Below are 12,511 nucleotides of genomic sequence, written 5' to 3' on the forward strand. Positions count from 1 at the left end.
CGAAGCGCACCTGCACCCGCACGTGCAGCGTCTAATCTATCGTTACTTCCTTGGCACGGGGGCGGAAGATGGTGAGGAACAGCCACCGCTTACGACAATCCTCACAACCCACTCGCCACATATCGCAAGCGTTGCGCCGATCAGATCTATTGTTCTGCTGCGCCATGACACAGCGGAAGGCAAGACTGTCGCGGTCTCGACAGCAAACGCACCTTTCACGCAGCGGGATGAAGAGGATCTTCAACGTTACATTGACGTCACTCGCGGCGAGATTTTCTTTTCTCGGGGGGTGATTCTGGTCGAAGGCGACGCCGAGCGCTTCATCGTTCCCGCGTTTGCCGAGGTACTCGATATTCCCCTCGATATGCTTGGAATCACTGTGTGCTCGGTGGGGGGGACTAACTTCACCCCGTATGTGAAGCTACTGGGCCCTGAAGGACTCAACATTCCCCATGTGATCCTGACGGACCGGGATCCAACCAATGGTAACCTGCAGCAGCAGATTGCGCACGGCCTTGACGCCATCGGGAGCCTGTTCACGCTGTCGCACCCTTCGGCCGAAGATCACCACCTGCTTGAACTGCGTCTCCACCGCTCGGTAGATGCGCAGGTCCGTGTAGTGGCGTGTCAGCCAGCCGACCAGCTCCGCATCGAGCACGTAGGCGGGGACGATGAAGACCAGCACGCCGCCGTACTGCAACAGCGACAGCGAACGCTGATAGAACAGCTTTTCGAGGCGGGCACGGCCCTGGCCCTGATAGCCGATGTTGCCGTTGACGTCCTTGGACAAGTCGCCATACGGCGGGTTGAGCCAGAGCAGCCCGAACGACTGCTTGGAGACCATCGTGTCCATCAGGTCCGCGTGCAGGCAGTGATCGACCAGGCCGCGGGCATGGCGTGCCCGCTCCGCGTCGAACTCGACCGCGAACGCCTTGGCCTGCTCGCGCCCGAGGGCATGGGCGGCTTCGGCGATCGCCACGCCTTCGCCGGCGCAGGGATCGAGGATGCACATGGGCCCGTCGCTGGGCATCAGTGCGTTGAGGGCTCTTTCGAGCGTGGGTTCGTCAGTCGGGTAGTAACCGTTCTTAGCGAAATTGCGGGCGAGCCGCGGGAACATGAGGGCCATGGAAGTCTCCTGGTTGGCGGGGAGGAAACACGGAAGCACGCCAAGGCGTGCCTCCGTGGGTGGGTCAGGCCGCTACCACTTCCGGCGTCCAGATCTTGGCCGGGTATGGATAGGCGGTGAGCACATCACTGCGGATCAGCGAACCCAGCGCCAAGGTCAGCGCCGGCACGTCGATGGCTAGCCGATGGCCTTCCAGCGGCCCGAGGGCGAACGGAAGGCGGGCCAGCATCTCGCGGCTTTGCAGCAGTTCCAGCACGGTCTCGCGCCAGTGGTCGAGCAGCGGCAATGGGCAGGTGTCCCGCACCAGCATCCACAGGCGGTCGAGCCGGTGGGCGCTGTCGCGCGGCAGCAGTGCCAGTGCGCTGGCGTTGGCCTTGTCGGGCTTGACGCAGCGGCGGTCGAACAGCCACACGTTGGACAGCGAACCGAACAGCGTTCGCCGATAGGCGCGCGTGACGCGCTTTTCCAGGCGATCGACGTTGCCGATGAACACCGGGACGCTGCCGCCCTGGTCGGTGATGATGTGGAACTGGTCCAGTCCCTGCTCGTCGCGCCCGAGGGTCAGGCGAGCCAGGAACTGCTGGACGGCGGTGTCGCGCGCCCAGATGGACAGGAAGATCAGGTTGCCCTGGTCATCGCCGACGCAAGCGTCGGCCATCACGTCCGGGCATTCGTCGATGCGGTACAGCGTGGTGGAAGAAGTGTTTGCGAGCATGGTGGTGTCCTCGGATTAACGGGAACAGCACCGCCCGCTGGGGCAAGTACTGCCCCAGGGGGTGGAAGAAAAACGCTCAGTCCGGCTCGAATTGCCGGGTGTGCGGGTTGAAGTGAAGCGCCTCGTCCACCGCCGTGATCGGCGTGAAGCCGTCCAGGTAGATGTTGTTGAGGTACTGATCGCGGTAGGTCAGTGCCTGCCGTGCCTGTTCCTCGGTGAGGCCGTTGCTGATGAAGTACTCCAGCATCTCCTCGTCGGAGGACACTTCGTCGTTGGACAAACTTCCTTCAACGAGTGCCAGCAGCGAGGGTGAGAGCGCAGCCAGGATCGGGTCCATGTTGGTTCCTCCTGGCTCAGGCCATCAGCGTCGCGGCGGGAGCCGTGACAGCCGTGGGTGTGCGCCGCCGTGCGTGGTAGGCGCGAACGCCTGCACGCCAGTCGGCGGACTGCTCCGGTGCGAGGTCCAGATAGGACAGCGGGCACGAGTAGTAGTACGGGTGCATGGACTCTTCCAACGGCTTGTAGCCCCACTGGTTGCCGCTGCGTTCCAGCAGATCGCAGCGGATGTAGCGCAAGGACTGGCCCGGCGCGAGATCACGATGCACACCTTCGACCTTGGCGGTCAGTTCGACCACTGACCACAGCACGTTGCCGCGCAATGCGTGAGCGATAACCTTCGCGCTGACGCGCTCGGTCTGCTGTGGTGCGATCAGTTCCGCGATCAGTTCAGACCGCGATTGGGGAGAGAAATACCAGCCCATGAGAGGCCTCCTCGAAAAGTTGAGCTGGAGGCCTCCCCGTGGGGAAGAACCCCCAGTGGGTGATGGAATGCCGCAGGTGCAGCGAAGGAAAACCTATGCCTTACCCTTAGTCCCAGTCGTCATCGTCGCGATCACAACCGGCCGGACAGCAGCCGAACTCGATCCCATGCGAGCAATAGCCATGCTCCGCATTCCAGTCCTGGGTTTCCTGCCGTTCGGCCGGTGTTGCGTAGTCCCATTCCTGTGCGATCTTCAGCGCCTGTGCGCGCTGTTCTTCCGGCAATCGACCGAGTTGCGCGTCGATCGCCGAACTGAAGCGTTCGACGTAGTAGTCGTGAGACAGTCCGCAACCCTTGGTGGCTTGTGCGGCTGCCGTCTCGCAGAGAGCCCGCCACGCGGGTTCATCCAGCGCGGAGCGGGGGATATCGCAAGCGATGGTGGACATGATGAAGACCTCCAGAAGATGGCCAGGGCCTCCCCCGCATGGGGAAGGAACCCCGGCGGGTGGATGAAGAACACCGCGCATGCGGCGTCTACGATCACGCAGGTTGCAGTTCGGCCTGGCGGCTCCACTCCTGCGTCTTGAAGTCCAGCGCGTAGCCCAGCTCGCCCAGGCGGGCGATCTGTGCACGCAAAGCGCGGCGGTCGATGGTCGAATCCAGTTTCACGGACTCGCCCAGCGGCCACAGCAGGCCGAAGAGCGCGGGGTCACCGTCTTGGGTGCTGCCGGGGGCAGCAGCCTCAGCAGGTGGCGGCGCATCCACGCCAAAGGGCGTGGTATCGACCATCGGGTCCGCGGACGCCTGCACGGGTGCGGGCTTGGCGGGCCTGGACGCTTTGGTCGGCTTGGCCGGCGTTGTCGCAGGCTGCGCCCCTTGCTCTTCATCGAGCGGATCGACGTCCTGGGTGGCGAAGCTGCGGGCTTCGTCGCGGCTGAGTTTGTCGATGCCGTTGAGCGTCATGCCGTCGAGGCTGGCACGGATCTCGAACCGCATGCCGCCGCCGACCGGATAGGACTTCGGGAAGATGTACCTGATGATGAATTCCCCGTCGTACTTGCCTTCGGGGTACTGCTCCAGCTCCGGGTCTTTGACCTCGAAAGTACCGAGGTGCGTGGCGAGGCGGCCAACCGTGAACGGGCCGTTCTTGCCGCGGATGGTACGCAGCGTGAGCTGGCCGGGGACGACGATGGGCGCAACCGATTTCTCGGAAGCCGATGGGGTTGCCATGATGGTTCTCCTGATGATGAATGACGGGCCGCCGACGGCACCCGGTGGATGAGAGGAAATGGCCTCGCCCGAGGTGGGCGAGGTCCGCGTGGCATCACGCCTTGAGCTGGCGCATGCCTTCGGCCAGCAGCCACAACGCCCGGTTCAGGCGCAGGTTCTGGTCGATGCCTTGCACCGGACGGGTGCGCTGATTGCGGCCGTTGGCCGTGCGTCCGTTCAGGCCCCCTTTGACGAGGTTCTCCTGGACGCGGTTGAAGACGGCCCACAAGTCGTTCTTGCGGTCGTCCCATCGCCGGGGTGCCAGCAGTTGGCTCTCCGTGACAGGCGTGGACTTGGCTGGATCGTCGTACTTGAGTGCGAGCGCGGAGTTTGCAAAGACCTCCGCTTCGCCCTCATCGAGGGTGATGGTGCGCATCGCATCGCGCGCGTTCTGCACGCGCTCGAAGCCTTCGAGGACTCCGTAGGCACCTTCGATCACCTGGCTGGCCACGTCGCCCTTGTGGGGAACGCGGATGTCGGCGGTGGTGTCACCGCAAACCAGGCCGTTGTGGCAGACGAACCGGAACATGCCGGCGAGCATCTGATAGCTGCTCGTGCCGTCGTGGCTGTTGAGCAGGATGATCTCGTTCGCCTCGTCGCCGTTGATCTGGCTCGCATGGCGAAGTCGGATGAGGTGCTTCGTGTACTCGCGCCGGTCTTCGTTGCGCACGCGTGTCTGGCACACCATGAAGGGCTCGAAGCCCTCCTGGCGCAGCTTGGTCAGCACGGTCGAGGTCGGTATGTAGGCATACCGATCGGACCGGCTCCCATGCGGAGCGTCGGCGAAGATCGACGGAACGACGGCACGAATGCGGTCGTCCGAGAGTGGACGATCGGAGCGCAGGATCGGGGATTGCGGAGCAAAACGGGATGCCAGAGACATGGCTGATCTCCTTTGAGAAATGCGGTAACCGCGCGGCGGTGAGACCACGCGGAACTCGGGGGATGAAATGCGCAAGCGCGCGTCATGGGGACGCGGCGGATGCGGGAAGAGAAGCGACAAGGCCCCGTGAGGGGCCATGCCGTATCAGAACGAAGCAGCCAATGCCGGCTCCTGCTCCTCGACTTGCGCCTCGGGCTCGCGCTCGGCGGGCTCGGTGGCCGTGTCGATGGCGTCGTCGGCTTCGGACGCGGATGCGTCTTCGGCCGGCGGCGCCTCGGGTTGCGCCTGGCTCGTCGGATAGACCTGGGTGCCGTCGATCTTGATCAGACCGATGTGGACCAGCGTCGATTCCAGGCTTGCGGCCGGTTCCCCGGCGTGCTCGCCCTTGGTGCGGATGTACGGATCGATCTTCATGTCGTTCAGACGGAAGGCGATCAGCACCTTGCGGTCACCCTCGATGGCCTGAACGCACCGGCGAACCAGATGCTCGGCTTCCGGGGTGGCGACGATGGTGTCGAAGTACCGATACTCCGGTTCATCGACAGGCCCGGCCAGTGCTGCGACGGTGCAAGAGAGGAACGAGTCGCCAGCCTTTGGGGTGACGTCCTTCACACGATTGAGATAGCCGATGCCGCGGGTGATCAGCTCGTGCTGCTCGATCGAAGCCAGTTCGGCCCGGTCGATCAGTTCGGCCTTGAGCAGTCGCGCCTTGAGGGACGCGGCGGCCTGACCCTTCTGCTCACCCTTGTCGCGGATGTACGCATCGCCCCACAGGTCACCGAGGCGAAATCGCACCAGCGGGCGCTGCTTGGGATCGTCAACGCCGATGTAGCGCTGAACGAGCTTCTTGGCCTCGGCACCCGAGACCTTGACGTCGAAGTAGCGGTAGCTGGGGTCCCGGGCGGGGCCGACCAGCGCGGCGATGGTGCAAGCAAGGAAAGGCTGCGCACGGCGGCCGCCCCGGACGGGCACTTCACGGACACGCTGGACGTAGCCGATGCCCGAGGTGTGGAGGTCGAAATACGATTTCTCGTTGGACGTGGTGTTCATGGTGAATCTCCATTGGGATGAAGCGGAGACACACCGGCCCACGCATGCGGGGAAGGTGCGTAACCCCGCGGTGGGTTGATAAGGCGAAAGCATCCGCCACCAGAGGCTGGTGGCCGCTCGCGGATGGATGCGGTGCGAGCTGGCTCGGTCACGCAGTGGGAACTGCGCCGCAACCTCGAAGACCGATGGTTGCCTGGCATGTCGCTGACAACGTCAGCAGGCATGGGGTCAGCATGGCCGGGCCTCGCGCGCGCGGCAGCAATCAATCGGCATCCGGGTGCTTCCCTTTGTCCGCGCCGCCCGGCGCCTGCCACAGGCATTTGGGGCGGCGCAGGTGCTCGGGGTATCGGCGAGGGGGCGGCTGGGACGGCTCCAGGCGCCGCCGCCGCGCGCGCCAATCAGCCGCCAGCCGGCGGCGCGCGGGCTGGCGCCGCCTTCGTCGGGTAAGGTGTAGGTGATCAGGCGGATGTAGCCCAGCGACTTTGCCGCCTGCCAGGCCGCGCCGTATAGCTTGCTGCAGGCGTTGGGTGTGCTGTCGGTGCACAGCCGTGTGACTTCCCGCGTCCAGCCATCGTCCAGGTGCCGCGCGACCGGCCGGCCGACGATGGCCACGCCGCGGATCAGGTCGCTGTCGACCAGCGTGACGGCCAGGGCGAACTTCGCAGCCTGGACCGGACGGTGATGGTGTGCCAGCACGAAGACGTTGGCCGTGCGCAGCGACACCGGCAGCAGGTGCAGCCTCGGCGAGGTCGATGATGTGTTCATGCGGTCGTCTCCGGTGGCATGCCGGCGCTGTGGCCCGCGGGGCGTGCCTTGGCGGCTGGAGACGAACGCGCATGCGCGGCGATGGCCGCGGTGCGAACAAAAGAAAGCCCCCGGTGCGGGGGCTGCGAGGGCTGCGCGGCGGTTGCCGCTTCAGGCGGGAGGCACCACGGCCAAGGACAGGTGCGTGGCGGTGGCGGACAGCACGAGATCGTCCGCCGAGTGCAGGAGGCGCGTGAACAGGCCGTCCTTCGGGTCGAAATACTCCGCAAAATCGTCGCCACCCAGCTCGCGGCCGGCGAGGTGCCACCAGTCATCGAACGGGTCGGTGTCCGGGTTGCAGCCGACGGCGTAGGCGAGCAGTTGCTGGCGTCCATCCGGGCGACGCTCCCCACGCTCGGCGAGGAAGTACACGCCCTGGTCCTTGACCAGGACGATGCGGCACTGATTGGCGATGGCTTCGGTCAGCACGGGGCGCAGGTCGGCGCCTTTGAATCGCAGTGACATGGATGAAATCTCCTGTGTTAAAAAAAGAGAAAGGCCCTCCACCCGATGGGATGAAGGGCCTGTAGGTCACGCGGCCGGAATGGCTGGAACGCCGTGGCGGGTGCCTCGGGTCAGCCGAGGGGCGTCATGCCGGGACGGCTTGGCGCTTACGGGCCGCCTTCGCGTCGAGGATGCTCACGTCGATCTGGCGCCAGCGCCCGTCGTCGATGAGCCGCTCCAGCACTTCGCCGAGCATGTCGAAATACACCTCGTCGTGCCGATCGACCAGTTCGACCGATTCACCGTTCTGACGGTGCAGTTCCACCACGTAGGTGTCTCCGCCGCGGTCGTAGAGGATCGTCACCCGGCCCTCGAACTTCGCGGTCGAGACCGTGAAGCTGATCGCCGGCGGGGTCTCGATGATCTTGGAGGGCGTGGGATCGACCCAGGTGAAGTCGCGGGCACCGGCATCCACCAGCATGTGGGTGATGCGCCGGAAGCGATCGGGGGCCGGCATCTCTTCCAACTGCTCGATGAGCTGGCCCAACTCCATGCACTGCGGCGTGGGAATGGGCAGCTTGGCCGGCGCCGAGCCGAGGATGTGCCTCGTGATGGTGTACGGCGTGCCGTCCGAAGTCTTCTCGGTGATGACCTCCGGCGTGTCCGCGCGCAGTCCGTCGAAGCGACGACGGGCATAGGGTTGGACATGCACCTTGGCGCCTTCGGCAGGAACCGTGGTCACCAGGCTGGGATCGAGCACCGCGAACTCGGAAGGCTTGAGCTTGACGACGATGGCATCGTCGGTCGCAGCGACCACCTTGCCGTCGAAGGGTTGGGGGTCGATGGCAAAGCCCAGCGTTGAGGACAGCGGCTGATCATCGAACACGCGGTACTTGAACGATCGCACGTTACGGGGCACATGGCCTGCGACCAGCGAAGGCATCATGGATTTGATGAGGGAACGGTCCATGGGGAAACTCCTTGAGAAATAACAAGGGATTCCCCGCCCGCAAGGGAGAGGTCCCTTGTGGGTGGCGTGGATGGACGCGGTAGGTCCGTAGGAAGAAACGACCAGCACGGTTTCCCGTGCTTGCAGCCTCGAAGGTCTCGACTGCCTGGGCATGTGTCGGCAGCGCCGACGGACATGGGGTAAGCATGGCCCCGGGGTGGTCGGCCTGCCCGCAGGAAACGGCACCGCAACATGCCCGCATTCCTGTGCTGCGTACAAGAAAAAGCCCCTCGAAAGGGGCCGGAGGGGTCAGGCTTGGTACACGAAGTAGTGCTCGCGCTGACGCGGAAAGAACACGTGCTTCCACGTGTCCCCGCTTGTGTTGCCACCGTCGAAGATGACCATTTCGTAGTCGTCCACGTCGGTGTCCATCAGGTCGGCGCTGGCGATATGGCGCATGTGCAGCATGCCGCTCATGCGCTCGACTACCAGGATCTGGCCGATGGCATCGTCCTGGCTCATGGCATTGAAGCAGGCTCCAAGCTGGTGCTCGAAGTCCGATACGGGCGAGATGAGATCGGGGAACATGGGATCGCTCCTATGAAAGTGAACCGGCCCGGCTCCCTGGCGGGAGACGGGCCGGCATGCGGTGAGGAAAAGGTAGGCTGGGGATGTGTCTGGCAGTTATTCGCCGGCCAACGGCAGGCCCGGCAACACGGGTGCGTCGGCATCGAGAATGAGGATGCGCACATCGGCCTGGCCGGCCAGTGCAAGGATCTGTGCCAGGTCGTCCGGCATGCCCTTGCTGCAGTGCTCCTGCCGAAGCTGCTCGGCGGAGATCTCCTCGACGTCCTGCAGGTGCTGGCCCGTCCAGGGCGTGGAAATCAGCTTGACGCCGATCGCCGGGCTGTAGGGAACCCGGAACGCAATGAACAAAAAGGCTTCCGGCGTCGCGAGGTCAGCCAGGTTGGCCAGGTACTGGCCGGTTTCGTGGCTGATGTGCGCGCTGCTGATTTCCCAGCACCGGCTGTAGTAGCCGGTCTCGAAGCTCAACCGCTGCACGACTTCCCGTGCGGCCTCGGCCGAATAAGTGTCGCCAATGTGGACGGGGAGGCCGTCGAAGTCGTCGCCGTGGATCGCGTACACCACGGCACCCACCACGCCGTAGGCGCCTTCACCGGCATCGCGTTCGGCCAGCACCTCGGCACTCACGGAGTCTGGGCCATTGCTGACTACGGCGAAATCGCTGGTGACGATGCAGGATGCTGAAACCAGCTCCTCATCGGAGAGGTGTTCTTGGCTCTGGTGGATGTTTCGCCAGACATGCGGGCTTCCGTCCTCGTGGCTGATGGACAGCGTGCGGACGATTTTCAGATTCCAGTAGCCGCGTAGAAAGGGATTGGGATTCTGGGACATGGGATTTCTCCAACAGAATAATGATGGAGCCAATCCCCGCCACCGGGAATTGACCCCGGTGGGTGGAAAGAAAGGAAACAGCGTCAGGTGACGCTGATCGTTGGCGTTTGGGCCAATCGCTCGGCGACGCGTCGGCGCAAATTCATGCGGAATGGCTCGTCGCTGACGCCCGCCAGCAGATTGATGGTCTCCAGCGCAATCAGGGCCGAGGCCTCTTCGATGTCGGCGGCCACAATGGCCTTGCGCAGTTGGTCGCCGAGCTGGAGGGCCTGCGAGGAGGAACTGATGACGCGGACCTCGCGGCTCAGGTAGCAGCCGTTGCCGCCGAACTCGAACAGCCGCGGCTTGCTGCAATACCAGCATCCCTCGAACTGGATGGCGGTCAGGTGGTGGCCGTCATCGAATCGGGTGGCGATCAGAAACAATGCGTCGAGATCGGCGGTGTCCTCGAACGAATGACGCTCGATCAAGTTCCCCAGCTCTTCGTCCTCATCGGCACCGAAGTGCACGGCGAGCAGTTCGAGCAGCGGCGGGATCGAAAGCCCTTCGTCGTCCGGCATCGGAATGCCGAGTTGCGTGGCCAGGTCTTCCAGGCCATCGAGCACGTCCGGCCATTGCGGATTGGTGGTCTCGGCGATCTGGGCGATGTAGGCCTGCCCGTTGCCGGGATGGCTCTCGTCCAGCGCGAAGGCGCCGAACAGCGCCTGGATGACGGGCGTCACACGGTCGAGCACGAGAACGCCGGTGGCTTCGTAGTAATTGTTGGCCATGAAGGCTCCTTTCGATGAATGAACGGAGCCAGCCCTTGCGGACGATGGCATCCGCAGGGGAACCGCCTGATGCCGGATGGCACTGGGCGGGGAGAAACGCGAGGGACATGGCCTCGGGCGAGGCGCATGTCCCTCATGGGGTCGCGTGAACGCAGTGATGAAGGTGTGCCGGGGACCGGCTCACCAACCGCTGTAGTTCAGCAGGAGGTCGGCGATCACCTGGCGACGAGGCAGATCGAGGCCGTCGAAGTCCGACAACCCGTTGAAGTGGCAGCGCTTGAGCATGGCACCGCCCTCGCGCGCGTTGTAGAAGCTGACCATCGCGGACAGGAACATGCGTTCCCCGCTGCTCAGGACGCCGAGGGCGTCGTTGAGGCGCAGCATGTCGGGGCGCAGATCCCACTTGCTCTTGGCCTGGTTCAGACCTTCACGGGTGCCATCGCCAAACCATTGCGGGCCGGCGATCTCGACACCACGCTTCCATGCCTCGAAAAAGGCTTGGGGCGCGGCGCTGAAATGCCGTTCTTCCCGAACGATCTGATCGACGACTTCCTGCGGCAGTAGCTGGTTCATGACGTGATTCCTCCAGTTGGATCAGGGAACGGCGAGCTGGGACCAGCCGCCTCTTTCGAGGGCACGTTGAGCCGCGGCATGGCTGCGGAAGTACTCACGAGATTCCCGCGAAACGGGACCTTCGGTATCGCGCGTGCCGATGTAGTGGCCGGCGGCGCTGTGCAGGACTTCGAGCGGCAGGAACTTGCCGCAGTAGGTCAAGGCCAATTGACCGAATCGGCCGAAAGAGGCTTGCTGGGACATGGATGGGCTCCTTGGAAAAGCGGGGCCCTGTCCCTCACGGGATGGCAGCTCCCGCACGCGGTTGAAAAAAAGCATCAGCGTCTTGGCGACGCGCGTCCGCGCAATGGATGCGATGCGGACTGGTGGGTTGCGCGGGGAGAACCCCGCGGCAGCCTGAAACCCTGGCTGCTGGCATGTGCTGACGAATCAGCGAGCATGCGGGCAGCTTCGTGGGGGGGGCGCGCCACGTCAGTTGGAAATCGGCATCTGGTCCAGCCCCGATTGATGTACGCAGAGACAAAGAAAAGCCCCGCAGCAAGTGCGGGGCGGTCATGACGGTGCGGTGAGGCTGGATCAGCGGGGCTTGTCGCCCAGGACATGCTGCTTCCAGATGGCGAATGCCTCGTCCGCTGGCAGCTCGGCCAGGATGACGATGGGCTGGTCCTGTCGGCTGCGCAGCTTTGCGAAATACGCTGCGCGGTCGGCAATGGCCTTGAGCTTGATGCCCTTGAGGAACAGCAGCCTGCCGTCCTTGATGAACAGCACCTTGTTGCCGATGTCGCGGTTGAACGCGGTGCGCAGCTTGCGCTCCGCGTGCATGGCATCGGCCAATTGGTCCACTAGGAAGTCGAGCGTCATGTCGATGAGAAGCGGCTCGTCGTCTTCGCGTTCGACGTCGAGCGATGCCGGCGGCAGGCTCTTGGCGAATTCCTCGGCCTGGGCCAGCAGCGCGGCCTGGCCTTGCAACGCGCGCACGAACGTCGAGCCGCCGTGTCCGTCGTTGCGGGCTTCGGCGATGGGCCTGCCGTCGAACATGACGGTGGCGGTGAAGCACAGCGTTTCCTCGCTCGCGAAATCCGCGACCTTGAGGTTCTTGAGGGTGATGCGGTCTTGTCGGGTGATGGTGTCCATGGGAAGTCCTGATATCGACCGGGTTGACGACACGCCCCTGACGGGACGCGGCATACATCCCGTGGGTTGGAGGAAGGTGGCATCGATGCCCGGTGGGCAGCGTTCGCCGGAGAGATGCCGGGGCGAACTGGCGGGTGGCGTGGGCGGAACCCACGGCAGTCTGGACACCCTGGCTGCTGGCTGTTGCCGATGCGTCGGCAATGCAGGAGGGAGGATCGCGCGACCCGCCGGCCGCGTCTTGCATCAATCCGAAGCGATCGATCCCGTCTTGTGCAGGTACTGCACCAGCCGGCGTCCCCAGCCACGCGACGCACAGCACGGCCATGGAATTGCCGATCGCCTTGCAGTTCGGTGCATCGGCGGTGCGTAGTGAGGCGGATTGCAATGTTGGCGGTCATGTGGGTCTCCCGTTCGTGTGGCGCAGGGCCATCGCCCTGGCCGGGGCGTTGAAAGGCAGGAGAAAGGCGCCGAAGGCCCCAGGGGCCTTCGGCTCGGGAGGAAAGAAGAACCACCCGTGGGCTGATTGGCAGGCCCGGTCGTCGCTAGAACCGTCTGCTCATCCAGCAATCACACCCGGCCCATGTCGTGGCTGGGGCCGGCATCGTCTGGCGCACATCC

At 64.4% G+C, this 12,511-nt stretch carries 16 protein-coding genes and 2 pseudogenes; 1 reads left to right on the plus strand and 17 read right to left on the minus strand.

Annotated features, from left to right (window positions below):
* Positions 1–289 precede the first annotated feature (289 nt).
* Positions 290–415, plus strand: a pseudogene (locus tag AC1PPL_RS06030) (ATP-dependent endonuclease); the annotation flags it as partial.
* Between the two features lie 45 nt (positions 416–460).
* Here AC1PPL_RS06030 and AC1PPL_RS06035 read toward each other — a convergent pair.
* The 17 genes and pseudogenes from AC1PPL_RS06035 to AC1PPL_RS06115 form a co-directional block, all read right to left on the minus strand.
* Positions 461–1,165, minus strand: a pseudogene (locus AC1PPL_RS06035) (DUF6094 domain-containing protein); the annotation flags it as partial.
* Positions 1,166–1,190: 25 nt separating this feature from the next.
* Complete coding sequence (locus AC1PPL_RS06040; RefSeq protein WP_003050322.1) at positions 1,191–1,841, minus strand: hypothetical protein; 651 nt, start codon at positions 1,839–1,841, stop codon at positions 1,191–1,193.
* 76 nt (positions 1,842–1,917) lie between these two features.
* A complete protein-coding gene (locus tag AC1PPL_RS06045) occupies positions 1,918–2,178 on the minus strand; it encodes a hypothetical protein (RefSeq protein ID WP_003050326.1) in 261 nt (86 codons plus the stop codon).
* 16 nt (positions 2,179–2,194) lie between these two features.
* The gene (locus AC1PPL_RS06050; protein WP_003050329.1) at positions 2,195–2,602 is read right to left on the minus strand and encodes a hypothetical protein; all 408 of its coding nucleotides are present in this window, start codon (positions 2,600–2,602) and stop codon (positions 2,195–2,197) included.
* Positions 2,603–2,708: 106 nt separating this feature from the next.
* Positions 2,709–3,047, minus strand: coding sequence for a hypothetical protein (locus AC1PPL_RS06055; protein WP_003050341.1), 339 nt, complete (start codon positions 3,045–3,047; stop codon positions 2,709–2,711).
* A 94-nt stretch (positions 3,048–3,141) separates the two neighbouring features.
* Positions 3,142–3,831 carry a DUF3275 family protein gene (locus AC1PPL_RS06060; protein WP_003050344.1) on the minus strand — a complete coding sequence of 230 codons (690 nt, stop codon included), beginning with the start codon at positions 3,829–3,831 and terminating at the stop codon, positions 3,142–3,144.
* A 94-nt stretch (positions 3,832–3,925) separates the two neighbouring features.
* On the minus strand, positions 3,926–4,753 hold the full coding sequence (locus tag AC1PPL_RS06065) for a DUF932 domain-containing protein (protein WP_003050347.1): 828 nt from the start codon (positions 4,751–4,753) through the stop codon (positions 3,926–3,928).
* 144 nt (positions 4,754–4,897) lie between these two features.
* Entirely contained in the window at positions 4,898–5,803 is a 906-nt protein-coding gene (locus tag AC1PPL_RS06070) for a DUF3577 domain-containing protein (protein WP_003050351.1), read from the minus strand.
* A gap of 228 nt (positions 5,804–6,031) precedes the next feature.
* Entirely contained in the window at positions 6,032–6,568 is a 537-nt protein-coding gene (locus tag AC1PPL_RS06075) for an XF1762 family protein (protein WP_003050355.1), read from the minus strand.
* Between the two features lie 150 nt (positions 6,569–6,718).
* Positions 6,719–7,072 carry a DUF3085 domain-containing protein gene (locus AC1PPL_RS06080; protein WP_003050357.1) on the minus strand — a complete coding sequence of 118 codons (354 nt, stop codon included), beginning with the start codon at positions 7,070–7,072 and terminating at the stop codon, positions 6,719–6,721.
* A 124-nt stretch (positions 7,073–7,196) separates the two neighbouring features.
* The gene (locus AC1PPL_RS06085) at positions 7,197–8,021 is read right to left on the minus strand and encodes a hypothetical protein (RefSeq protein ID WP_003050359.1); all 825 of its coding nucleotides are present in this window, start codon (positions 8,019–8,021) and stop codon (positions 7,197–7,199) included.
* A 288-nt stretch (positions 8,022–8,309) separates the two neighbouring features.
* Positions 8,310–8,588 (minus strand): hypothetical protein, encoded by a 279-nt coding sequence (locus tag AC1PPL_RS06090; protein ID WP_003050361.1) that lies wholly within the window; start codon positions 8,586–8,588, stop codon positions 8,310–8,312.
* Positions 8,589–8,684: 96 nt separating this feature from the next.
* Positions 8,685–9,416: a DUF5983 family protein gene (locus AC1PPL_RS06095; RefSeq protein WP_003050363.1), complete on the minus strand. Its 732-nt coding sequence runs from the start codon at positions 9,414–9,416 to the stop codon at positions 8,685–8,687.
* A gap of 83 nt (positions 9,417–9,499) precedes the next feature.
* A complete protein-coding gene (locus AC1PPL_RS06100) occupies positions 9,500–10,186 on the minus strand; it encodes a hypothetical protein (RefSeq protein WP_003050366.1) in 687 nt (228 codons plus the stop codon).
* A 180-nt stretch (positions 10,187–10,366) separates the two neighbouring features.
* Positions 10,367–10,759 (minus strand): hypothetical protein, encoded by a 393-nt coding sequence (locus AC1PPL_RS06105; protein ID WP_003050375.1) that lies wholly within the window; start codon positions 10,757–10,759, stop codon positions 10,367–10,369.
* A 21-nt stretch (positions 10,760–10,780) separates the two neighbouring features.
* Positions 10,781–11,002, minus strand: a complete 222-nt coding sequence (locus AC1PPL_RS06110; protein ID WP_003050378.1) for a hypothetical protein — start codon at positions 11,000–11,002, stop codon at positions 10,781–10,783.
* A gap of 333 nt (positions 11,003–11,335) precedes the next feature.
* Positions 11,336–11,893 carry a hypothetical protein gene (locus AC1PPL_RS06115; protein ID WP_003050381.1) on the minus strand — a complete coding sequence of 186 codons (558 nt, stop codon included), beginning with the start codon at positions 11,891–11,893 and terminating at the stop codon, positions 11,336–11,338.
* Positions 11,894–12,511 lie beyond the last annotated feature (618 nt).

The sequence above is a fragment of the Diaphorobacter sp. B2A2W2 genome, from assembly GCF_056730635.1.